16 protein-coding genes and 1 tRNA gene are annotated in these 22,823 nt (G+C 56.2%); 11 read left to right on the top strand and 6 right to left on the bottom strand.

Going from position 1 to position 22,823, the window contains the following annotated elements:
• Positions 1–22 precede the first annotated feature (22 nt).
• From ACY692_RS00795 to ACY692_RS00760, 8 genes are all read left to right on the top strand, one after another.
• Positions 23–105 (top strand) — tRNA-Leu (locus ACY692_RS00795).
• A 64-nt stretch (positions 106–169) separates the two neighbouring features.
• Positions 170–1,510 carry a trigger factor gene (tig, locus tag ACY692_RS00790; protein WP_462323425.1) on the top strand — a complete coding sequence of 447 codons (1,341 nt, stop codon included), beginning with the start codon at positions 170–172 and terminating at the stop codon, positions 1,508–1,510.
• 300 nt (positions 1,511–1,810) lie between these two features.
• Complete coding sequence (clpP, locus tag ACY692_RS00785) at positions 1,811–2,419, top strand: ATP-dependent Clp endopeptidase proteolytic subunit ClpP (RefSeq protein ID WP_462323424.1); 609 nt, start codon at positions 1,811–1,813, stop codon at positions 2,417–2,419.
• Positions 2,420–2,427: 8 nt separating this feature from the next.
• Positions 2,428–3,675 (top strand): ATP-dependent Clp protease ATP-binding subunit ClpX, encoded by a 1,248-nt coding sequence (gene clpX / locus ACY692_RS00780; RefSeq protein WP_462323423.1) that lies wholly within the window; start codon positions 2,428–2,430, stop codon positions 3,673–3,675.
• A gap of 153 nt (positions 3,676–3,828) precedes the next feature.
• Positions 3,829–6,279 carry an endopeptidase La gene (gene lon, locus ACY692_RS00775; protein ID WP_462323422.1) on the top strand — a complete coding sequence of 817 codons (2,451 nt, stop codon included), beginning with the start codon at positions 3,829–3,831 and terminating at the stop codon, positions 6,277–6,279.
• A gap of 267 nt (positions 6,280–6,546) precedes the next feature.
• Positions 6,547–8,073: a murein biosynthesis integral membrane protein MurJ gene (gene murJ, locus ACY692_RS00770; protein WP_462323421.1), complete on the top strand. Its 1,527-nt coding sequence runs from the start codon at positions 6,547–6,549 to the stop codon at positions 8,071–8,073.
• A gap of 119 nt (positions 8,074–8,192) precedes the next feature.
• Positions 8,193–8,951: a tRNA1(Val) (adenine(37)-N6)-methyltransferase gene (locus ACY692_RS00765; protein WP_462323420.1), complete on the top strand. Its 759-nt coding sequence runs from the start codon at positions 8,193–8,195 to the stop codon at positions 8,949–8,951.
• A 68-nt stretch (positions 8,952–9,019) separates the two neighbouring features.
• The gene (locus ACY692_RS00760; RefSeq protein WP_462323506.1) at positions 9,020–12,913 is read left to right on the top strand and encodes a DUF3857 domain-containing protein; all 3,894 of its coding nucleotides are present in this window, start codon (positions 9,020–9,022) and stop codon (positions 12,911–12,913) included.
• 236 nt (positions 12,914–13,149) lie between these two features.
• Here ACY692_RS00760 and ACY692_RS00755 read toward each other — a convergent pair whose 3' ends face one another.
• Both ACY692_RS00755 and ACY692_RS00750 read right to left on the bottom strand, forming a co-directional pair.
• A complete protein-coding gene (locus tag ACY692_RS00755) occupies positions 13,150–14,403 on the bottom strand; it encodes an EAL and HDOD domain-containing protein (RefSeq protein ID WP_462323419.1) in 1,254 nt (417 codons plus the stop codon).
• Positions 14,404–14,423: 20 nt separating this feature from the next.
• Positions 14,424–14,627, bottom strand: a complete 204-nt coding sequence (locus ACY692_RS00750) for a hypothetical protein (RefSeq protein WP_462323418.1) — start codon at positions 14,625–14,627, stop codon at positions 14,424–14,426.
• Between the two features lie 636 nt (positions 14,628–15,263).
• Between ACY692_RS00750 and ACY692_RS00745 the strand changes: the two genes are divergently transcribed.
• Positions 15,264–16,064: a metallophosphoesterase gene (locus ACY692_RS00745; RefSeq protein WP_462323417.1), complete on the top strand. Its 801-nt coding sequence runs from the start codon at positions 15,264–15,266 to the stop codon at positions 16,062–16,064.
• A 270-nt stretch (positions 16,065–16,334) separates the two neighbouring features.
• Here the strand turns inward: ACY692_RS00745 and ACY692_RS00740 are convergent, their stop codons facing one another.
• Positions 16,335–17,012 carry a CBS and ACT domain-containing protein gene (locus ACY692_RS00740; protein WP_462323416.1) on the bottom strand — a complete coding sequence of 226 codons (678 nt, stop codon included), beginning with the start codon at positions 17,010–17,012 and terminating at the stop codon, positions 16,335–16,337.
• Between the two features lie 533 nt (positions 17,013–17,545).
• On the opposite strand from ACY692_RS00740, the gene ACY692_RS00735 reads away from it, so the two are divergent.
• Entirely contained in the window at positions 17,546–18,859 is a 1,314-nt protein-coding gene (locus ACY692_RS00735) for an MATE family efflux transporter (RefSeq protein ID WP_462323415.1), read from the top strand.
• A gap of 269 nt (positions 18,860–19,128) precedes the next feature.
• On the opposite strand, the gene ACY692_RS00730 is transcribed toward ACY692_RS00735, so the two are convergent.
• The 3 genes from ACY692_RS00730 to ACY692_RS00720 all read right to left on the bottom strand — a co-directional run bounded on the left by ACY692_RS00730 (position 19,129) and on the right by ACY692_RS00720 (position 20,430).
• A complete protein-coding gene (locus tag ACY692_RS00730; RefSeq protein WP_462323414.1) occupies positions 19,129–19,830 on the bottom strand; it encodes a queuosine precursor transporter in 702 nt (233 codons plus the stop codon).
• A 112-nt stretch (positions 19,831–19,942) separates the two neighbouring features.
• The gene (locus ACY692_RS00725; protein ID WP_462323413.1) at positions 19,943–20,260 is read right to left on the bottom strand and encodes a J domain-containing protein; all 318 of its coding nucleotides are present in this window, start codon (positions 20,258–20,260) and stop codon (positions 19,943–19,945) included.
• Positions 20,257–20,430 carry a hypothetical protein gene (locus tag ACY692_RS00720; protein WP_462323412.1) on the bottom strand — a complete coding sequence of 58 codons (174 nt, stop codon included), beginning with the start codon at positions 20,428–20,430 and terminating at the stop codon, positions 20,257–20,259. The genes ACY692_RS00725 and ACY692_RS00720 overlap by 4 nt, the downstream gene beginning before the upstream one ends.
• A gap of 298 nt (positions 20,431–20,728) precedes the next feature.
• Here ACY692_RS00720 and speA point away from each other — a divergent pair, with 298 nt between their 5' ends.
• Entirely contained in the window at positions 20,729–22,648 is a 1,920-nt protein-coding gene (gene speA, locus ACY692_RS00715; RefSeq protein ID WP_462323411.1) for a biosynthetic arginine decarboxylase, read from the top strand.
• Positions 22,649–22,823: the final 175 nt, after the last annotated feature.

Raw genomic sequence — 22,823 nt, 5'->3', positions numbered from 1 at the left:
TACAAAGCCGTCTTTGTAATTTGCGAGAGTGGCGGAATTGGTAGACGCACTGGCCTTAGGAGCCAGCGGGCGACCGTGAGAGTTCGAGTCTCTCCTCTCGCACCATACGAACACCCCGTAGGCCATGGCACGGTCCTGGTCGTTGCATATAAAGGAGGAATAATTTTACATGGAATACACTGTCGAAGAGATCAGCCCGGTCAAGAGAACTGTCAATGTGGTAGTGCCCGAGGATGAGGTCAATGCCTCCATACAGGCCACCATTGCACTGTACCGCCGGGATGTAGAGGTCAAAGGTTTCAGGAAGGGCAAGGTTCCCTCGAGTCTTATAGAAGGCCGCTATGGCCAGAAAATCTATAGTGAAGCCACGCAGGATCTGATCAACTACCATATCAACACTATCCTGGGCGAGATGGAAGTCACTCCCCTGGGGCGTCTGGATATGAACCCCAAGGGGTCGGAACTTCTCGAGAAGGGGACGTCGTATGAGTACTCCTTCTCCTTTGAGGTTCTTCCCGAGCTCGATCTTCCCGATTACAAAGGGTTGGCCGTTGACGAGGAAGAGGTGGCCATCAAGCCCGCAGAGATCGACCAGGTTCTGGAACGGATGCGTGAGAATTCCGCCACGCTGGTCCGTGTGGAGGAGCCCCGTAACGCCCAGGATGGCGATGTCGCTATGATCGATTTCCAGGGATACAAGGACGGGGAGCCTATTGATACGGTCAAGGCGGAAAGTTTCGAACTCCGGCTCGGTGAAGGGAGTGCCCTTGAAAGCTTCGAGTCGATCGTCAAGGGACTCAAGGCGGGCGGAGCAGGATCGGGCAGTGTCGTCTTTCCCGAGGACTTCCTGAACGAGGAGTTGGCTGGACAGGAAGTCGAGATGCGGGTCACCCTGCACGCCATCAAGAAAAAAGAACTCCCCGAGCTCGACGATGCCTTTGCGAGCACACTTGGTGGATTCTCAACCCTGGAAGAGTTGAGGGAGATGATCTCCAAGTCCTATGAATCTTCCCGCAAGGATTTGCACAAGAGCGCGGCCCAGAAGAAACTTTTGGACGAACTCAAGGCGCAGGTGGAATTTGATCTCCCCCCTGTTCTTGTGGAGTCGCACATCGACCAGAAGATCGAGAACATGCGTCAAAAAACCGAACAGCAGGGAAAGAGCCTGGAGTCCCTGGGGAAATCTCCCGAGGAAATGCGTGAGCAATTCCGTCAAGAGAGCGAGGATATCGTCAAATCCGAAATTTTCCTCATGGCCGTGGCCGAAGAGGAGGAGCTCGATGTACAGCCCCAGGAAGTCGATCTCATGCTCCAGAAAATGGCCATGCAGAGCGGTCAGGATTTCAATGCCCTCAAGGATTACTACGAGCAGAACAATCTCATGGTCCCGTTGCGCGACCGAGTGCTCCAGGACAAGGCCATGGATCTGATCTATGAAAATGCCCAAGTGACCCTTGTTCCGGCTGCCGAAACCGATGAAAACGGGGCCCCTGCTGGAAGCGACTCCTAGATCCCATATTGTCATGCAGTGTGTAGACCGGGGGGAGAGAAACATCCCTCCGGTCTTTGCTTTTTTCATGGCCTGTCCGGTTCTTGTCCTCCTGGGCTCTTTCCTATAAAGTTTTCTTTCCACCCACGCCGAATTTCTGTGGATGTACGCAGATCCCCCTGATATGACGGGCGAGGGCATCCAACAAATGTTTTTGGACAGGGAGCCATCCCCTATCCCCTGGTCATTCTTCGGCCACCGACGGGGAAACCAAAAGTCCTACCGAAACTATCGACCACATCCAAACCAAGGGAGGAACGCATGGTCACCAACAATATTCCGGTCGTTATCGAGACCTCGGGCCGTGGAGAAAGGGCCTATGATATTTATTCCCGTCTGCTCAAGGACAGGATTATTCTTGTCGGTACTGCCATAGATGACAATATTGCCAATCTTATCTGTGCCCAGCTTCTGTTTCTGGAATCGGAAAATTCGGAAAAACAGATCAACATGTACATCAATTCGCCCGGTGGTTCGGTTACCGCGGGTTTGGCCATCTATGACACCATGCAGTACATTTCCGCCCCGGTGGCCACCTTGTGTATGGGGCAAGCGGCGAGCATGGGAGCGGTCCTTCTGGCGGCGGGACAGGCTGGCATGCGTTATGCTTTACCCCATAGCAGGATACTTATCCACCAGCCCATGGGGGGGTTCCAGGGACAGGCTACGGACATTGACATCCAGGCCAAAGAAATTATTCGTTTGAAGGCCACCCTGAATCAAATACTTGCCAAGCATTCGGGTGCGGAGCTGAGCAAGATAGAAAACGATACTGACAGAGATTATTTCATGAGCTCCAAAGAGGCGGCCGACTATGGCGTCATCGATGAAGTCCTTGCGAGCAGAAGTGAAATGAATGTCGAGGAGTAAAACGATTTATGGCGAAAAAGACCAATAATACTAGTGACCTTTGCTGCTCCTTCTGCGGCAAGATCCAAGCGGATGTCGCCCGTCTCATTGCAGGTCCTGATGTGTATATCTGCAACGAGTGCGTGGCCCTGTGTCAAGAAATCATCATGCAGGACAACGGGAAGGACGACGAATTCGCTACAGGAGAGATCCCCCGTCCCGATCAGATCCATGAGGACCTGAATGACTATGTCATCGGGCAGGAAGAGGCCAAGAGGATTCTTTCCGTCGCCGTGTACAACCATTACAAGCGGGTCAACTATCTTGGGGCAAACGCCGATGACGTGGAATTGGACAAGAGTAACATTCTGCTTATCGGACCCACGGGGAGCGGCAAGACGTTGATGGCCCAGACATTGGCCAGGATTCTCAATGTCCCCTTTGCCATAGCCGATGCGACCACGTTGACCGAGGCCGGGTATGTGGGTGAGGATGTGGAAAACATCTTGGTCCAGCTGGTCCAGAATGCGGATTACGATCTCGAGGCGGCCTCCCGTGGAATTATCTATGTGGATGAGATCGACAAGATCGCCAGGAAATCCGAGAGCACATCCATCACTCGAGATGTTTCCGGTGAAGGCGTCCAGCAGGCACTTCTCAAGATTATCGAGGGGACGGTGGCCAACATTCCCCCCAAAGGGGGACGCAAGCATCCGCAGCAGGAATTCATACGTTTGGACACGAGCAATATCCTGTTCGTTCTGGGCGGGGCATTCGTGAGTCTGGAAAATATTGTCCAGCAACGTCAGCAGGGCAGCGTCATGGGGTTTGGGGCCGAAGGGGTCGGCATGAAGAAGAAAGCGGCCGAATTGCTCAAGGATGTCCATCCCGATGATCTGATCAAGTTTGGGATCATTCCCGAATTTGTCGGCCGTATTCCCATTATATCCTCGCTCGAGGAGCTTGACGAAAAGGATCTTGTCAGAATCCTGCAGGAACCAAAAAACGCCCTGGTCAAGCAGTACCAGAAGATGCTCGAACTCGACGGCGTCAAGTTGACATTCACGAGCAACGCACTGCGGGCGATTGCCGCAAAATCCATCGTGCGCAAGACAGGGGCGCGAGGACTGCGCAATGTTCTCGAGTCGATCATGCTCGGTGTTATGTACTCCATCCCCTCATTGGATGGCGCCAAGGAATGCGTGATCAACAAATCCGTTGTCGAAAATGGAGTCGAACCGATTATCCTGTATGAAAAACAGGCCCAGTCTGCATAACTACGGTTTTCGTTTGCAGGTTTGAGGCCGTATGTTTGGGAAAAGTGTTGTTTTGTCGGCAGGTTATCTCGCAAATGATTGCTCTGCCACCTAATTACCTACCACCTAAAACATAAAACCTACAATTTGAACACTCCCCACCCCAAGAGGCCTATGTCAACTATACCCCCCCCCTCACGGCCGGACGATGGTGACTCCATCCTGGATTTTCCCCTCATGTCCCTGCGGGAAGTCGTCATGTTTCCCCGGGCCATCATACCCCTTTTTGTCGGTCGCAAGGCTTCCATCCAAGCAATAGAAACAGCCTTGGCGGAACACGACAAAGAGATTTTTTTGGTTACGCAGAGGGATGCCAATATCGAGGATCCCAGCCGGGACGATCTGTATAATGTCGGCACGGTGAGCAAAATATTGCAAATGCTCAAGCTCCCCGACGGGACGATCAAGGTCCTTTTTGAGGGGTTGTACAGGGCTCAGCTCGATGGTGTCCAAGACATGGAACTCGCCGTCCCGTTGGCCGAGGTGTCCGCTCTGCCCGAGGTGGATTCGCGGACACCCGAGTCAGAGGCTCTTGTGCGTGCGACCCAGGACGCTATCAAAGAGTATGCCCGGATCAACCAGAAATTGGCCAAGGAGAGCGTGCTGGCCATATCCACGCTCAACTACCCAGGGCGGCTGGCCGATTCCGTGATGCCCCATCTCCGTTTGGACTTCCAGAAGAAGCAGAGTGTCCTCGAGGAGCTGCATCCGTTGGAGCGGCTGGAGAAAGTCTATGCCCACCTCCAGGAGGAAATAGAGGTCTACGGCCTGGAAAAGAAAATCAAGACCCGGGTCAAGAAGCAGATGGAGCGCAACCAGAAAGAGTATTATCTGGGGGAGCAGCTCAAGGCTATCCACAAGGAGATGGGACAGGACAGCGATCCCCAATCCGAACTCAAGGAACTGGAGGAAAAGCTCGAAGCCCTGGATATGCCCGATGATGCCCGGGAACGGGGAAGGGACGAGATCAAGAAGCTACGGCGCATTCCTCCTTCCTCGGCCGAACACGGCGTCATCCGCAATTATGTGGACTGGATTCTGGGCCTTCCATGGAACCATATCAAGGAAGAGAACATCGATATCCACGAGGCCCAAAAGATTCTCGATGAGGACCACTACGGGCTCAAGAAGGCCAAGGAAAGGATCCTTGAGTATCTGGCTGTGCAGTCCCTGATGGACCGGTTAAAGGGGCCGATACTTTGTCTGGTTGGCCCTCCTGGGGTTGGCAAGACGTCCCTGTCCAAGTCCATTGCCCGGGCCATGGGCCGGGAGTTTGTACGGTTGTCGCTCGGAGGAGTCCGGGACGAGGCAGAGATCCGTGGGCACCGCAGAACCTATGTTGGGGCACTGCCCGGAAAGATCATCCAGTCCTTGAAACGTGTGGACAGCAACAATCCGGTGTTCTGTCTCGATGAGGTGGACAAGATGAGTACCGATTTTAGGGGAGATCCTTCGGCCGCTCTGCTCGAAGTCCTCGATCCGGAACAGAACAGCGCCTTCAACGACCATTATCTTGATTTGGACTACGACCTTTCTAAAATATTCTTCATCACCACGGCCAACAGCCTGTCCGCCATTCCGGAGCCGCTCCAGGATCGCATGGAGATCATCGAGATCCCCGGCTATCTTGAGACGGAAAAGACCTGTATCGCCATGGATTTTCTGCTGGCCAAACAGCTCGGGGCAAACGGCCTTGCCGATATTGCCGTGAACATGTCCAAGGGGGCGGTTCAGGAGATCATTCAACGGTACACCCGTGAAGCCGGGGTCAGAAACCTGGAGCGGGAGATCGCTTCGGTCTGCCGTAAAATCGCCCGCAAGATTGTCGAGGACCCCTCACGTAGGGAAAAGACCCTTTCCGTGACCAAGACGAATGTCCACTCCTATTTAGGGGTACCAAAGGTCCGGCACGGAGAAGGCGAAGACCGTCCCCTGGTCGGGATATGTACTGGCCTGGCCTGGACCCGGGTCGGGGGCGAGCTCCTTTTGGTCGAGGTGGCATTGATGCCCGGTTCGGGAAAGATCGAGATCACCGGAAAGCTCGGGGATGTCATGCAGGAGAGCACCCGTGCCGCGCTGAGTTATATCCGTTCCCGGGGGGAAATGTTCGGGTTACGCTCGGATTTCTACAAGGAAATCGATATCCATGTGCATGTTCCTGAAGGAGCGACACCAAAGGATGGTCCCTCGGCCGGGATCACGCTGGCTACCAGTCTGGTATCCGCATTGCTCCACATTCCCGTGCGTAACGATGTGGCTATGACCGGAGAGATCACCCTCCGCGGGCGGGTTTTGCCCATCGGTGGACTCAGAGAAAAGCTTTTGGCCGCACACCGGGGGGGCATGAAGAACGTGATCATCCCCGCGGACAACGAGGCCGATCTCAAGGAGGTCCCCGAGGCCATATTGAAGGATATCGAGATCACCTGTGTGGAGCACCTGGATGACGTACTCTGTCGGGCATTGGTGGACACATCCGCAGAGACACTTTTTTGCGGTAAGGGACACATTGTTCCTCTCGCCTCGACCCTGTTCCAGGACGATGCCCGGGTCCAGCCCCAGTGATGGGCCGCGTCCTGTCCGCTTTGTAAACAACGATTGGCCGGGCGGCGTAAAACGAGCCGCCCGGTTCTCCCTTGCCGACATACTTGTCGGCTTTTTTTATGACGGGTTCTGCGTGGCCGGGGGTAAACCATTACGCCTGGTTTGAGACAGCAAGTTTTCGCAACCCAAGGGCATTTTTCCCCGGGATCGTTGTCGTATGCTACAACCAATATTTTGGTTGGAAAGTCCACCTGTCATAACACGCTCGATTGAGGAGACTGTGTTTCCATGTCCGAACATGCCCGGCGAATAACCCGCAACGCCACGGTGGTGGCGGGGGCGACCCTGCTCAGCCGTATTCTGGGATTTGCCCGGGATCTTATCGTGGCCTTTGCCCTGGGTGCCGGGCCCCTGGCCGATGCCTTTTTCGTGGCCTTCAGACTGCCCAATCTTCTCCGGCGTCTCTTTGCCGAAGGGTCCCTGACCATGGCCTTCGTGCCCGTGTTCACCCGGACCCGACAGGCAGAGGGGGACCGGGCCGCCTTTGTCCTGGCACGCTCGGTCCAGGTGTGGCTGCTGATCATTCTCGGGGGCATTGTTTGCACGGCCATGCTCTTTGCCGAACCCCTCACCCTGCTGGTCGCCCCGGGGTTTTCCCGGTCTCCCGAACTCCTGTCCACCACCGCCACCCTGGTCAGGATCTGTTTCCCCTATATTCTGTTTATCTCGGCCGTGGCTTTATGCATGGGCGTGCTCAATGCCATGGACCATTTTCTGGCACCGGCCCTGGCCCCGTGCATGCTGAACATCGTGCTCATCACCGCTGCCCTGACGGCAGTGGGTATGGGGATCTGCGTACCCTACGCCCTGTCCTGGGGTGTGCTCGCGGCCGGAGCGGCCCAGTGGCTGGTCCAGCAGCCGGTTCTGCAGAAAAAGGGGTTTTCCTGGTTGGGGCAGGTCCGCCTGCGTGATCCGGGCGTCAAACGGATCGGCACCCTCATGGGCCCATCGGTCTTTGGTTCGGCCGTCTATCAGATCAACATCCTTTTGGGGACCATGCTCGCGTCCTTTCTCCCACTGGGGAGCATCTCCTATCTTTATTATGCGGACCGGCTGGTCCAGTTCCCCTTGGGGATTTTTGGCGTGGCCATCGGCACAGCGGCGCTCCCGTCCCTGTCCGGCCTGGCCGGGGACAAGGACTGGAAGGGGTTTGGGAGCGGTCTGTCCTCTGCCCTTGATCTAACGTTGTTCATCAGTCTTCCGGCCGCTGCCGGTCTGGTCGGTCTGGCCGAACCCATTGTGGGCCTGCTTTTCGAACGGGGTGCCTTTACGGGTAACGCCGTGGTCCAGACGGCCATGGCCCTACAGGCCTATTCCCTGGGTTTGCCAGCATTTTCCTGTGTCAGGCCATTGGTTTCAGCGTTCTACGCCCTAGAGGACACCAAGACACCGGTGTGGATCGCTGTGGTCTGCTTGGTGCTCAATATTTCCCTGGGCCTGGTGCTGATGCAGTTCTACGATCATGTGGGACTGGCCGCCGCCACGTCCCTTTCCTCCTGGGCCAATGTCGGTTTGCTGGCCTGGTGTGTCGCTCGGAAACAGGACCTGGGCCGTCTGCGTTGTTCCCCGGCCCTTGGCAAAGTGTCGTTTTTGAGCGGCTGCGTCCTGGCAGGAACCATGGCCACGGCCAGCCATGCGATTCTGGCCTTTGCGCTCATCCCTGTCTGGGTATTCGTCTTCATGGGGCTGGCCACCATGTGGGGCATACCCGAGGCTTCCTTGCTGCTCGGTGCCCTGCGCAGAAAAAAGAGATAGCGCTGTAAGTTTACATGTTCTCCCATTGTCTTCTGTGTTTCAAGTATTTTCCAGGCCATCTGTGTCCGCTGCGGCCGTCTTCCCTGGATAAACCATCTGCCACGTATACCGGTTGAGTCATGACCATTTCCATCGAAGGGGCAAGAGATCTTTTTCCCCGTGGCCTCATGCAGCCCGGGCATGGGTTCCGCTTTTCCGTGGATGCCTTGCTCCTGTCCTGCTTCGTAACACTCAAAAAGAACGAACACGTCCTGGATCTGGGAACCGGGTGTGGGGTGATCGGCCTGGGACTGTTGCTGCGCCATGGATCCCTGAATATTCGTAGTGTCGGTCTGGACAGAGACCCGAACATGGTCCGGTCGGCACGTACCAATGTGACTGCCATGGGATTTGGGGAACACATGGGGATCGTCCAGGGCGATGTATGTGATGCTGCCCGGATGCTCCGTCCCCAACGGGCCGACGTGGTGGTGTGCAATCCACCATATCGTAAGACCGGCCGGGGCAGGACGTGTCCCGAAGAATCACGCAATCGGGCCCGTTTTCTGGTTGCCGCCGGTCTGGAGGATTTTGTGGCCGGGGGGGCGCACGTGCTCAAGAACCGTGGACGGATCTATTTCGTATTTCTGGCCGAGGGTCTGGACCTGTTGTTCACTGCCATGCTTGCAAATGGTGTCGTGCCCAAACGCGTTCTGCCGGTTCATGGGCGGATCGGTGATCCGGCAAGGCTCGTTCTGGTGGAAGGCCGCAAAAATGGGGGGCAGGGGATGGTCATGGAACCCCCGCTGTTCTTGTACGCCACAGGGAAGGACAGGAATCGTATCACGCCGGAGGCATTGGCGTTCTGTCCGTTCTTGGCCTGCAATGCAGGAAAATGATTTTTTTTCGGGATGATAAACGACAAACCGTTTGGTACTCTCATCGTGGATCAGGAGGTGTATTCGTGATGCAAACAAGACCGTTGCCTTTGCATATTCTTTTTTCCCTGACGTTGGTCTGGACATTCTTCTGTACATCTGGCCTTGCCCAGGGCGCGGTGGACAAACCCACCATTCTCATCGACCGGGCAAACGCTCTGGCCGTGGCCGCGGTCGTCACACCCGGGGCCTATCCCGACGCGGATACCGTTGTTGTGGATAGCCACACCTGGGTCATGTACCAGAAAGACGGGACTTACGTGCAGCGGGACGAGACCTATCACAAGGTTTTGACGCAGGAAGGGGTGGAGTCCCTCCGATCCCTGTCTTCCTGGTTCACCATCCCCTACAACACCACCCGGTTCCACGGGGTGGAGGTCATCCGTCCCGACGGGACGGTCGTTTCCGTGGACATAGCGGCCAATTCCCGGGTGATGATCGACCGCAGCCAGATGGATTCGAACATCTACAATCCCAACGACAAGATCCTCATGCTCAACCTGCCCGAGCTCAAGGTCGGGGATCTCATACACTACACCATCGAGGATACCTTTTCCAAGGTGCGCACTCCCGGCAGTTTCAGCGAGCTGATCCCCTTTGAAAATACCTCACCCATTGTCCACAAGACCCACACCCTCATAGGTCCCGCGTCCCTGCCCCTGGCCGGCGTGGCCATTCGGGACAGGGTGGGCGATACCCTGACCCATACCGAACACCGAGTCGGCGACCAGATCGTCCATGTCTGGGAGGGGCGGGACATTCCCCAGGCCTTCCCAGAGCCGGACATGCCCTCGTTCCATACGGTGGCGCAGCGGGTCCTGGTGAGCACCATTCCGGACTGGGAATGGATTTCCCGGTGGTATTGGGACCTGTCCAAGCCCCATCTGGACAGGGTCAACGAGCCCATGCGGACCAAGGTGCGGGAACTGCTTGACGGCAAGGATGATCCCATGGCGCGGATCAGGTCGATCTTTACCTGGGTATCCCAGAAGGTCCGCTATCTCGGGCTGACCCTGGAAAAGAACGCCCCAGGCTACGAACCCCATCCCGTGGACATGACCTTTGACCGCCGTGCCGGGGTGTGCCGGGACAAGGCCGCTCTGCTTGTGGCCATGCTCCGGCTGGCCGGGTTCGATGCCTATCCGGTGCTCATCATGTCCGGGCCCAAAAAGGATCCCGAGGTCCCCCAGCCGTTTTTCAACCACGCTATCAGCTGTGTGCGGTTGGATGATGGGGAGGGAACCATCGTGCTCATGGATTCCACGGACGAACACACCAGGGATCTTTTCCCGCCCTATCTGAACAACTGCAGCTATCTCGTTGCCATGCCCGAGGGTGATCATTTGCGGACCAGTCCGGTCATTCCGGCCGCGGACAATATGCTGACCATCGGGACCAGGGGAACGCTTGACACGTCCGGATCCCTTGATGCCGAAACCATGCTGACATTCAACGGGATCAACGACAGTGCCTACCGGGGCTTTTTTGCCCGTGCTCCCCGGGAAAAGCAGCGTACCTATTTCGAAACCGTGCTCAAGAAGGGATATCCCGGTGCCGAACTCCTCTCCATGGACGTAGCGCCCGAGAATATCATGGATACCACCGGGACCTTGACCGTCCGGCTCGGTTTTCGGGTCCCAGAGCTCACCGTGGGCAAGGAGGGCGTCCGCATGCTTCCTCTGCCGCCCCTGGGCCGTCATGTGGGGGTGGCCAGGATGCTCATCGACAAGATGGGGCTTGAAAAGCGGCGTTATCCCCTGTTCACCAAGTATGCCTGCGGGGTGGATGAAACCCTGCGTATCGAGCTCGGGGAGGGTATGGGCGCGTTACTCAGTGCCCCGGAGTCCATGACCACACATTCCAAGGAAACGGATTTCACCCGTTCCTTCAGCATCAAAGACGGAACCCTTGTTGCCCGGCACCTGTTTTCCCTGAACCTTCCGGAATACTCTCCGGCCGAGTACCTCGGACTGAAAAAGAACCTGGCCGGGCAACAGGTCGAGGACCGGTCCGGGTGTCTGTTCGCGGCCACCAGGAAGTCCGTGAGTATCCCCGCCTGGTATGGATCGTTCAACCCCGATGCCGTTGTCCTGAGCCACGGGGTGGATGTTCGGGTGCAGGACGAACATACCTGGGTGCGCCGGGATCACATCCGCCAGCAGATCCTTACCTATGCGGGCAAGAAGAAGAACAGCGAGATCCGGGTCGACTACACCCCGGCCTATGAACGGGTGCGTATCGTGGAGGCCACGGTCACGGGCAAAGACGGGACCGTAAAGTCCATCGAACCCCAGGAGATCAACCGCATGGATGCCCCCTGGGTGGGAGAAGCCCCCATGTATCCTGCCGCCAAGACCCTGGTGGCGGGGCTGCCCGGCGTGGAGCAGGGATCGGTCATTGACTACACCCTGGAACGGGTCGTGGAGAAGCGGGAGCTGTTTGCCGTGCGGGAGATCCTGTCCGGCGAGTATCCGGTTGTCCGGAAGACCGTACGTGTCCGCATCCCCAAAAGCCTGATGGTCCGTGTCGTTGCCGCCGATCAGGGATGGGGGCTGGCCGGGAAGTGGGTCAGGGAACCAGGGCACGTCATCGAGCGGACCAGGCGGGAGCAGGACGGGTTCGTGACCTACTTTTTTGCGGCCCGCAGGGTTGCTCCGGTCGTCCAGGAGAATGATCTGCCCCCAGCCTATGCCTTCCAGCCCGTTGTGGCGCTGACATCCGGAACATGGTCCGAGCTGGCCGGGGGGCTGGCCGAACGCTTCGACGGGGCTGCCGGGCAGAGTGAGAAAACGGCCGCCACGGCCAGAACGTTGGTGGAAGAAGCCGGCAGCGACCTGGAGAAGGTCCGGCTGATCCGGGATTACGTGGCCAGAAATATCGCCTTGAAAGGGCCGGGAACCGACACCTATCCCCTGGAACATGCTTTTGGTGCTGATGTGGTTCTGCAGGCAGGGTACGGATGTTCCGCGGATCGGGCCATTGTTCTGTATGCCATGCTCCAAGCCGTTGGGCTGGACCCGGTTTTCGTGGTCGCCTGCAATGCGCCTTCGGTGCCCGCCTTGCAGGAGTTCATGCGCGTGTTCGTGTCCCGCGACTGGCTGGATCAGGTCCTGGTCAGGGTGCGGGTCGACGAGCGCGACATCTATCTAAACGATACCGATGAATACGCGGTCCTCGGGAGTACGACCCTGCACGGTCGGGCCGGGTTGGAATTGCCCGGGGGCCGACTGACGATCATCGAGGCCGGGAAGGGGAAGCATGACGGCGTGGACGCGGACTATGTCATTGGTCTTCAGGATAACGGTGACGCCCTGGTCACCAGGACCCAGACGTTCCGGGGGACCATGTACAACGACTACCACAGAATGCTGGCCGAGATGTCTCCGGAGATGGCGGCCAGGTATCGTCAGGAGCAGACCGGACAGATAAGCCTGAACGGTGAGCTGACCGCGTACGACCAGGATTTCAAAGCTTACCCCGGTCAGGAGACCATTGCGGTCCGTGTCCAAAGGCTGGGAACCCGCCAGGGGGAATATCTGTATCTGGATCTTCCCGGAATGATCGAGGATCTGGCCGGAGTTGACAGCCGGACCAGAATAAATCCCCTGTTCCGGGATCTGGACAAGGAAACCACCATCCGTATCCGGATCGACCTGCCCAGGGGCACGGAAAAAATTCTTGTCCATCCGGTAGGTGATTTCTCCATCCCCATTGGAGAGGTCGGCAGCATGCGGGTGCACGGCAGGGTAATGCCTTCCCGTTCCGGTAGCCTGGCACATGTGCCGCCCCAGGCCCTGGAAATCGAGGTACACGCTCTTTCAAGGCCCATGGTGGTTTCTCCGGCTGATTACCAAAAATTGCGCAGGGCAGAGGACATTCTGGTGGAAAACGCCCGGGGGACATTGGTCTTGGATATGGAATGATTCGTCCGTCGCGGCATCACACAATGAAAGAACCGCCCGACATGGATTGCCGGGCGGTTCTGATTCCAAACGGATTTTGGTTTACTCTCAAGTAATCATTTATGCCTGATCGAGATCTTCTGTAGGGGCACCCCTTGCGGGTGACCAATCTCGGCAACGTCTGGGGTGGGTTTTAGAGCCAAACGGGCATCCGCAAGGGGTGCCCCTACGGGATGTATTTGGGAGGATTGATATTTTCACCCCTGTCCCTTGAGCATTTCCACGGCCCATTGTTGGGCCTGGAGGCCGAGTTCGGCCGCGAGGACAGGGGAGATTCCTTCCTTGTCGAGAAGGGCGTTGCTTTCCATCCATTCCCCCCTTTCCTGCAAGGCCAGGAAGGTCAACCAGGGGCATGACCTGTTTTCGGGATCGATGATGCATGCCTTGAGCTTTGTATCCAGCGGGATATCCTTGAGGATTTTTTGCATGGGTTGGCCGAGCAATGCGTCGAGCAGGGAAAACAGCCCGAGCACGAACATGGACTTGGGCGGAAAGGGCATGGTCTGATATTCGGCGAGCAGTTGCAGGAACCGTCCGCGGGTGACCGAGAGCCATAAGAGTTCTTTGCCGCTGTCCGTGTTGTTCATATCGGCCATGATGGTCACCCGGAGCCATTGTTGGATGTTCCTGCGTCCCAGAAGACCCAGGGCTCGGGAGATGGATTCCACCTTGATCCGGGTGCTGAAGTGGGTGGAGTTGATGTACTGCAGGAGTCGGTAGGACAGGGAGACATCCGACTGGACGATCTTCGAGAGACGGGGCAGCTCGAAGTCCTCACTGCTCAGTTCCTTGAGCAGTTTGAGCCGGCTGAGCTGGCTGGAGGAGAGTTTGTGTCCCGGTATGATCTCCGGTCGACTGAAAAAGAAGCCTTGGAATAGTTCGAATCCCATACTCCGGCAGGCCTCGAAAATGTCCCGGTCTTCGACTTTTTCAGCGAGGAGCCGGCATCCGTAAGGTTTGAGCCTGTTGGCAATTTCCTTGATCTTGCGGGTCTCCATCCCCAGGATGTCTACCTTGACGATGTCGGCCAGTTCGATGAACGATTCATACCCGGCCCTTCCCACATAATCATCAAGGGCGATGGTGTACCCATGTTTTTTCAGGGTTGCCAGCCGGTCCCGGATTTCCGGATCCGGCTCGACATCCTCCAGGACCTCGATGACCGAGGTTGCAGCGGGGAGGGCAAAGGCAGATTCCTCACGGAGTAACTGCTCGGGAAAATTTATGAACGTCCTGGTTTCCGGACGGATACCCGCTCGGGCCAGTGTATAACCGTCGGCGATGACCTGCCAGGTGGCCTGGTTGGCATCCGGGAATTCGGCCGATGAGCATGTTTTACTGTTCCTGAACAGGAGTTCATAGGCCCATATGTCCCGCCGTGTCGTGAAGATGGGTTGGCGGGCCACGAAAACGTTGGCGCTATTTTTTTCTTCCGGAGAAGTGGATGCCATCAGGACTCCTTGGGTCTGTGTTACTTGTCAGGTAGGTTAGACGGTTTGCTCGTCTTTGATTTTGAGCGTCCCTGGACCAGACAGCCGATCCCTGCCAGGATGAGTAGGCCGATCAAGACCAGGTTTTTCAGGTCTTCGAACACGGTGAGCAGGAGCCCGCCCCCGATCAGGAGGGCGAGGACCAGAATGCCGGTGAGCAGGGCATGTTTTTGTTCGTGGTTCATGGTTCCCCGTTGGAATGGTTACCGTCGTCCCCGTCCTCCACCGCCACCTCGTCTTCCCCGTCCTCCAGGACCGGAACCCGGACCGGAATTACGGCCCCGGCTTGAGAAGACCCCGTTGCGGTACAACCAGTAAACGACATAAATGATTGCCCCAAAGATAACGAAGCGTGGGAAGATGATCAACAGAATTATACCGATGAGTGCGGCAATCGGATGGATGCCCATGCGGTTTAGAAAATTCTGTGCCGATCGCCAGACCGTGGAAGGATAGCGTTGGAAATTGTTGTATGGCATATGATTCCTCATGGTTTTAGGTTTGATGGACCGGAAGAGGTCGTTGGAGGGGGAGGGAATGTGGTTAGCCAAAACTAACTTTACCCATTTGTCAACCCCGGACGTGTACGGACGTCAATCTGTCCGACCACGACCAATTGTACGTGTGGAATTTCTAAACAGAATATTGGCCGCAGCATGATCCAGAGTCCTGGAGCGCGTGCGTCCCCTACATTTGTTCGTTATGTTGTCGGGTTCCGGGGCGATACGTGGGAGCAAATCGCTTCCGTTTCCAACATTTCGTATCCCAAATTGTTGGGGTTGAATGCCCTATTCACCAACGTCTGCAAGGAAACAAAACATATGTACCCGATGGATGGACAAAACGGTTCCGTGCCAATGGTCCACGGCAAAGGGATCTTGTTCGTGGCTGATCCCCATGTGGCGGATGAACCGCCTTTCGAGCGGCAGGGGGACTATTGTGACCAGGTGCTGGCCAAATTGCGGTTCTGTCTCCAGACGGCCGTTGAATTGGATCTGATAGCGGTTTTTCTGGGAGATATGTTCCATTGGCCCGTGGATAACTCCGAACCGGTGCTCGAAGAGCTCCACAGAATGTTCAAGCCCCATCACCCCTGGGTTCTGGTGGGGAACCATGACAAGCATCTGGATTCACGGGCCATCACCCCCGATGTCTCCCTGGTGCGGTTGGAGAAACGCAAGGCGATCCGCATCATCCAGCGGCCAGGTCCGGTGTTCCGGCTGCAGGCACCGGGAGGAACGGTCCTCCTGGGCGCTTCGCCCGACGGCTATCCCCTGCCGTCGTCGTTTTCCGGTCCCAAGCAAGAAACCGTCATCTGGATCGGTCACCACAATGTAGCGTTTGCTGATTTCCGGGATAAGCCCGTGCCTATTCAGGAGATCCCCGGTGTCCACTGGATGGTCAACGGCCACATCCACCGTCCCCAGCCCTCAGAGACCAGGGGCATGACCCGCTGGGTCAATCCCGGTAATATCACCCGGCTGACCCTGACCACGCACACGATGAGGCGCAAGCCCACAGCCACCATCTGGCGACCGGGATGCGAGGATCTCGAACGGGTGGTCATTCCGCATCTGCCCATCGGCACCATTTTTCCGGCATTCTCGGGGATGAAGATATAGGATATAAGATAAAAGTTCGTTGTCCTCTAAGGCGGACGGTGATAAAAAATCATTCCCAATTATAGCCAACGCGCAAAGGTAGGTGGCTCTTTCGAGGTCAATACTGGAAGTATTATTTGCCACCGTTCGCCCCTACAACACAGAGGAGAGATTGTAGAGTAGAGAGGACCAGACGTACAAAAACCGGGGCAAGTAGAGAACCCGCCCCGGTTTTGTCCTGTATCCTATATCCTTATATCCTATGTCCCCGGCGCCCGGCGCCGCGCGTCTCTACAACGCCGTGGGATGCACCGTATCCCTCACCCAAAACATGAGGTTGTATTTTTCTTCCAGGGATTTCTTGAGCTGGTTTTCCTCTGACTTGTCCATGTCGGCGATGCGGATGTACACGTGCCTTGTTTCCGGTCCGCCCTGGTCGTAGGAGGTCAGGATACTGATGATCCGGGCCTTGGAAGCACGCAGATCACTCAATACGTCCTTGAGCGATCCGGGAGTGTTGCGGAGTTTGAATCCCAGCTGCACGCCGCCCTGGTAGACACCGGTGATGTCGATCATGACATTGAAGATGTCCGTCTCCGTGATGATCCCCACGACCTTATCCCCGTCATCGACCACCGGAAGCCCTTCGACCTTTTTCTCGCGCATGACAACGGCGGCTTTTTCAACGGTCCCGTTTGCATCCACGCAAAAGGGGTTCTTGGTCATGATGTCCCTGATCTTGATCTCCGACAATAGATAGTAGAGTTCATGGACGTCCAGCGTGGTCGCCTTGGAAGGCGATGCCTCCTTGATATCCCTGTCCGTGACGATACCGACCATTTTGCCGGACTCGTCGACCACTGGGAGTCTGCGGATATTCTTTTCCTTGAGTATCTTGGACGCCTTCATCATCGATGTGTCCGGGGTCACTGTGATCACGTCCTGGCTCATCCATTCTCGTATCAGCATGGTTGCCTCCTTGGTAAGTGCGGGTTCCTGGTTGGATCCGATGTGTATGTATGTGGGATGAAAAACTTCTATCGTTTGATGATCAGTAGACTTTTTTTGCGTTTTCGTCAAAATGGTTTCGCATCCGTAGGATACTTGTAACTACGCAGGTCGAAATTTTGGTGCTACACATGGTACAATTGAACGCTCAATCTGAGTGGTGACCGACAAATCCGAAAAATTGGAGGGTTGTAGAAATTGGAGAAAAGAGAGACCGGTATATCATTTGTCTTAACCATCTAAAATATATAATAACTGTCTAAAATCCATAAAGTTTTTAAAATCCCAGAAATCTCTAAAATTTTTTAACTCATTGAAATTTATAATTTTTAAAATTCGCAATGCTGATTCTTGGAAAATTATCTGGATAGTTGCGGACGGTAGTGCATTTACCTGATTTTTACGGAGCTTTTGTGAACATACCACCCCCGCATAGGGCTATGCTCGAATCGCCATATAAAAACATCTGGAAACTTTCATGGCCGCAAGTTGTCATGATGTTTTTTCATTTCACCATCGGCTTCGTCGATGTCTGGGTTGCCGGACGGTTGGGACGCAATGTCCAGGCCTGCATGGGGATCATCAATCAGGCCCTTTTTTTCTTCCTGGTCGTTGCCATGGCATTTGCCAATGGAAGCGTCGCCGCCATCAGCCAGTCAGCCGGGGCCGGATTGTTCCGTCGTGTCCAGAGGTACGTGGGCTTGGGACTCGAGGGAGGAGTGGTTCTCGGTCTGGTTCTCTTTCTGGGAGGGCTGGCTGCCAGGCCCCTCCTCTTTCAGGTTCTCCAGATACCGGAAGGTGTTGAGGATGTGGCCCGGTATCTGTTCAATGTCTATCTGTTTATCCTGCCCGCCTATTATCTATTCATCATCAGCAACGCCGTTTTCCGGGCCAGGAAACAGGTCATGTGTCCGCTGTACGCCATGGTTCTGGTGACCACGGTGAACACCCTGGGCGACCTCGGGTTCGGGCTGGGATATTTCGGGCTCCCCGATCTGGGGTACAAGGGATTGGCCTGGGCCACGTTTTTTTCCGTACTCATGGGAACCCTGTTCAACCTGCTGGTCCTGGCAAGAACGGGAGCCCTGGCCTGCAAGAGCTTTGCCCCCTGGAAATGGGTCCGGCGCGCCCTACCGTATTTGTTCAGGGTGGCCTGGCCGGCAGGGCTGATGCAGCTCATCTGGCACTCCGCCTACCTGCTGCTTTTTTCCATCACCGCGTCCCTGCCGACAGGGGAGGTGGTTGCCCTGGCCGGAATGAGCGCCGGGCTCAGGGTGGAATCCCTGTTTTTCCTCCCCGGGTTTGCCTTCAACTTCACCGCAGCCATTCTGGTGGGGCACTATCTTGGTGCCGGTGACCCCAGGGAGGCCAAGGTCTTTGGCTACCGTATCCTGGGATTGGCCATGATCGTGGTTACCGTGATCACGGTCCTTGCCTGGACCTGGATCGAGGATATCGCCCGGTTCGTGGCGCCGGACCCGGCCGTGAACGCGGTGGCGGTCAGCTATCTCCACTACAACCTGGCGGCCCTACCTTTCGTGGTCGTGTCCATGGTCCTGGGCGGCGCCCTGTCCGGGGCAGGAGCGACCATGTACCAGATGGGCGTTACCGGCACCTCGTCCTGGCTCATCCGTCTCCCCCTGGCCTGGTTCCTCGGCCATATTTTCTTCAAGGATGCCGAGGGTATCTGGATAGCCATGTTCATCTCTATGGCCATCCAGTCCCTGGCCATGCTCGCAGTCTACCAGTTCGCCCCCTGGCAGCGGTTCGCCATGCGCGGCAACGGGAGGAGAAAGAACACACGATAGAGAACCGTGTAGAGATGCCGGGGAATCCATGCGCAGGTGGGGAAGTAGCGACAAGGCATGCCTTGTCGCTAGGGGATGGGTAACCGTGCGGGAACCATATCCATGACGCAGAGAAACGGATACGCGTGGGTAGAAGTATACGATGCCATCGTATATGACCAAAATCCGATCAATTCGTCCATAGAGCGCAGGTATGTCTACAAACGCCAAAAATCCCGGCAGGATGATCATCCTGCCGGGATTTTTGGGATGGTACGGAAGAGAGAAGATCAGGCCGTGGCCTGCGTTCCGGGTTCCGAGTGTCCTTTGTGGATACGCCGGGCCAAATAAATGAACGGGGTGTCCATGACCCCCATGATGGTCTTCATGAGATAGGTGGACATGACGATCTGGATCCATATTGACGTCTCAAAGACCCCCCAGAAGGCGATGGTGCAGAAGACCAGGGTGTCGAGTGCCTGGCTGATCAGGGTGGAACCGTTGTTCCTGAGCCACAGGTATTTGCCCCGGGTCCAGGATTTGAGCAGGTGGAAGGCCCAGACATCGTGCCACTGGGAGACGAGATAGGCGACCATGCTCCCCAGGGCGATGCGGGGCATGAATCCGAAGATAGCCTGCAGATGGGGTTGGGAAAAGTCGTCGGCCGCCGGGGTGAAAAGCAGGGCGATCTGCATGTACAGGGTCACCAGAACCAGGGCCGTGAATCCCAGAAGGACTCCCTGCCGGGCCGCCTTCTTGCCATAGAATTCGCTCAGGATGTCCGTGGTCAGAAAGACGCTGGCATAGAGGACATTGCCCAGGGTGGTGGTGATGCCGAAGAGCTGGACCGTCTTGATGACCTGGATGTTGCAGGTCAGCAGGCTGAAGACGATCATGGCCAGAAGGCCTGGTTTGCCGAAGAACCGGAAGACCGTAAGGACGGCGATGAGGTCCAGTAGGGCGAATCCGGTCCAGAGGATTTCATTGGTCATAATGGAGGTGCTCCCAAAGAAAGGCATTGGTCGATCGGCGTGTTGTTGGGGCAACGCGCCATGAAGGAGCACGCCCAATACGCATTGTCTGTGGGCTTGGCAATGGTGGGGCTTACCCTTTTCTGGCGGGCCCCCATAGGGGATCGTTGCCGAATCTCTCGAACCACCATTCTTCCGTGGACATGTATTTGCGAATTTCCTGGTCGCTAAATGAGAACTGATAGTTGTTGCAGTATGTTCGGATGACCGCGTAGGCAGCGTTGATTTTGGCGGTCATCTGGTTGCACCTTGCCTGCTCCTCAGCGTTGATGCATTGGTCCGGGTGCCATGTTTTGATCAATCCCTTGTAGCAGGTTTTGACCTCCTCCCAGGACGCCTTTTCCGGAAGACCGAGCATGTCCCTGGCCTCGATGATCTCTCTGCATGTCATAGCGAACGATCCGGGCCTTCCGGCAAAAATGATGAAAAAACATCAATGATCTTGGTCATGTCAAACAATCCACGGTTCTGGTCATAGGCCGAGGCGAATTCGTCGTAGATTTTTTTCAGCGGATCGGTCATGTTTTGTTTGTCCATGTTGATGACTGGGGCTGGGAGCATTTGATCGGTTGGTCTATGTTCCGGAGCCATTGGTACCATAATGATGTTTGGAGAACAAATACAAACCCGGCTGAGAAAACGTAACGCACTGGTTTGTATATAACAGAAAAGATCCTTTTTGACGTTTACACGATGGGCCTAAAAACATAGAAACAGAGTGACAATCCGCTCGATCCGGGCCCCTCTATTGGCTGATCCCCAGGATCGGGACGGGGACCGTTTGGACCAGAGCGGAACGTATTGGCTCCATTTTATCGTTCGCATGCCGTTATGAGACTAAAAAGACAAGGATAGTTCAATGATCAAGAAACAGGCCTTGGAACGGTGGTCCGTCCAGGATGCAGCGGATCTGTACAATATCCATAATTGGGGGATCGGGTATTTTGATGTTTCTCCCAAGGGAAATATCGTCGTCACTCCTTTCCCGAGCAACAAGGAAATATCCGTCGACCTGACCGAGGTCATCGCGGGCATACGGGATAGGGGGTATGAAATGCCCGTGCTCCTGCGCATCGAGAACATCCTCGATTCCCAGATCAGCTCCATGCACGAAATATTCAGGGCTAAAATGGAGGAGTTCGAGTACCAGGGGAGTTTCAGGGGGGTCTTTCCCATCAAGGTCAACCAACAGCAGCAGGTGGTTGAGGAAATCGCTCGGTTCGGCGAGCAATACCACCATGGGCTCGAGGCCGGGAGCAAGGCCGAGCTCATCGCTGCCCTGTCCCTTTTGAAGGACCGTGAGGCCTGCCTCATCTGCAACGGGTACAAGGACGAGGAATTTGTGGATCTCGGGCTGTACGCCACCAAGATGGGGGTCAAGTGTTTCTTCGTCCTGGAGATGCCCAGTGAATTGTCCCTGGTGCTCGAGCGATCCAGGGTATTGGGGATCAAGCCCCTCATCGGCGTGCGCATCAAACTTTCCACCCAGGCGGGTGGGCACTGGACGGATTCCGGGGGGGACCGGTCCATCTTCGGGCTTTCGTCAACCCAGGTGGTCGAAGTGGTCGATACCCTCAAGGAGCAGGGTATGCTCGATTGCCTCCAGCTCTTGCACTACCATCTCGGCTCCCAGATCCCCAATATCCGGGATCTCAGGTTCGCCGTGCTCGAAGGGTGCCGGGTCTATGCCGGTCTGGTGGCCGAGGGCGCGCCCATGGGATATCTTGATCTCGGGGGCGGATTGGCCGTGGATTATGATGGGTCGCACACCAATTATACCAACAGCCGGAATTATTCTCTGGACGAGTACTGCGCGGACATCATCGACACGATCATGACCACCCTGGACGATGATGCCATACCCCACCCCGTGGTCATCACCGAATCGGGCCGGGCCACGGTGGCCTATTATTCCATTCTCTTGTTCAATGTCCTCGACGTGGGCCGTTTCGAAGTCCCGGAACTTCCGGATGGGCCTGTAGAAAACGATCCCGAGATCATCGCCAGCCTTTTCGAGGTCCGGGACGTCCTCTCCCTCAAGAATCTCCAGGAATGCTACAACGACGCCATGTACTACCGCGACGAGGCCCGGCAGCTTTTCAAGCACGGGCATCTCACGCTCAGGCAGCGTTCCCTGGCGGAAAAGATTTTCTGGCACATCATTCTGCGTGTGGCCAAAGAGCTCAAGAATCTCAAGTTCATCCCCAAGGATCTCAAACATTTGCCAGATGCCCTGGCAGATATCTACTACTGCAATTTCAGCGTGTTCCAGTCCCTGCCCGATGCCTGGGCCATCGATCATCTCTTCCCCATCATGCCCATCCATCGGTTGAACGAGATGCCTGTGAAACAGGCCACCCTGGCGGATATCACCTGCGACTGCGACGGCAAGATCGACCGGTTCATCGATATCCACGGGGTCAAACGGACCCTGCCCCTGCACGAACTCAAGGATGACGAGGAATACTATCTGGGCGCCTTTCTGGTGGGTGCCTACCAGGAGACCCTGGGCGATTTGCACAACTTGCTGGGCGACACCAACGTGGTCAGTATCCGCATTTCCGAGGACGGGGACTTCACCTTTGTCCGTGAGGTGGAAGGCGATTCCGTGGCCGATGTCCTCTCCTACGTGGAATACGAGCCCAAGAACATGCTCGAGGATTTCCGCAAAATCGCTGAACAGGCCGTGCGGGACAAACGGATCACCCCCCAGGAGCGGGGCAGGATCGTCAAAACCTATGCGGACGGGTTGCGGGGGTATACGTATTTCGAGAGATAAGAGGGAAAGACCGGGAGACGGGAGACACGGAGACCGGAGACGGGGAAAGACGGTGAGACGGAAAACGCCCCCACCGTAGGGGCAGATTCCATATCTGCCCTTTGAGGATGCGAGAAGCAACGCAGGCCGGAGGAGAACATAAAGGGAGACGGGAGACACGGAGACCGGAGACGGG

Source organism: Desulfoplanes sp. (assembly GCF_054921335.1).
Note: the sequence above shows the minus strand (reverse complement) of the source record. Positions and strands in the feature narration are given on the sequence as shown.

Excerpts from the sequence above, each read along its gene's own strand:
- tig (WP_462323425.1), top strand. The coding sequence starts at position 170 with ATGGAATACACTGTCGAAGAGATCAGCCCGGTCAAGAGAACTGTCAAT.
- clpP (WP_462323424.1), top strand. The coding sequence starts at position 1,811 with ATGGTCACCAACAATATTCCGGTCGTTATCGAGACCTCGGGCCGTGGA.
- clpX (WP_462323423.1), top strand. The coding sequence starts at position 2,428 with ATGGCGAAAAAGACCAATAATACTAGTGACCTTTGCTGCTCCTTCTGC.
- lon (WP_462323422.1), top strand. The coding sequence starts at position 3,829 with ATGTCAACTATACCCCCCCCCTCACGGCCGGACGATGGTGACTCCATC.
- murJ (WP_462323421.1), top strand. The coding sequence starts at position 6,547 with ATGTCCGAACATGCCCGGCGAATAACCCGCAACGCCACGGTGGTGGCG.
- ACY692_RS00765 (WP_462323420.1), top strand. The coding sequence starts at position 8,193 with ATGACCATTTCCATCGAAGGGGCAAGAGATCTTTTTCCCCGTGGCCTC.
- ACY692_RS00760 (WP_462323506.1), top strand. The coding sequence starts at position 9,020 with ATGCAAACAAGACCGTTGCCTTTGCATATTCTTTTTTCCCTGACGTTG.
- ACY692_RS00755 (WP_462323419.1), bottom strand. The coding sequence starts at position 14,403 with ATGGCATCCACTTCTCCGGAAGAAAAAAATAGCGCCAACGTTTTCGTG.
- ACY692_RS00750 (WP_462323418.1), bottom strand. The coding sequence starts at position 14,627 with ATGAACCACGAACAAAAACATGCCCTGCTCACCGGCATTCTGGTCCTC.
- ACY692_RS00745 (WP_462323417.1), top strand. The coding sequence starts at position 15,264 with ATGTACCCGATGGATGGACAAAACGGTTCCGTGCCAATGGTCCACGGC.
- ACY692_RS00740 (WP_462323416.1), bottom strand. The coding sequence starts at position 17,012 with ATGCTGATACGAGAATGGATGAGCCAGGACGTGATCACAGTGACCCCG.
- ACY692_RS00735 (WP_462323415.1), top strand. The coding sequence starts at position 17,546 with ATGATGTTTTTTCATTTCACCATCGGCTTCGTCGATGTCTGGGTTGCC.
- ACY692_RS00730 (WP_462323414.1), bottom strand. The coding sequence starts at position 19,830 with ATGACCAATGAAATCCTCTGGACCGGATTCGCCCTACTGGACCTCATC.
- ACY692_RS00725 (WP_462323413.1), bottom strand. The coding sequence starts at position 20,260 with ATGACATGCAGAGAGATCATCGAGGCCAGGGACATGCTCGGTCTTCCG.
- ACY692_RS00720 (WP_462323412.1), bottom strand. The coding sequence starts at position 20,430 with ATGCTCCCAGCCCCAGTCATCAACATGGACAAACAAAACATGACCGAT.
- speA (WP_462323411.1), top strand. The coding sequence starts at position 20,729 with ATGATCAAGAAACAGGCCTTGGAACGGTGGTCCGTCCAGGATGCAGCG.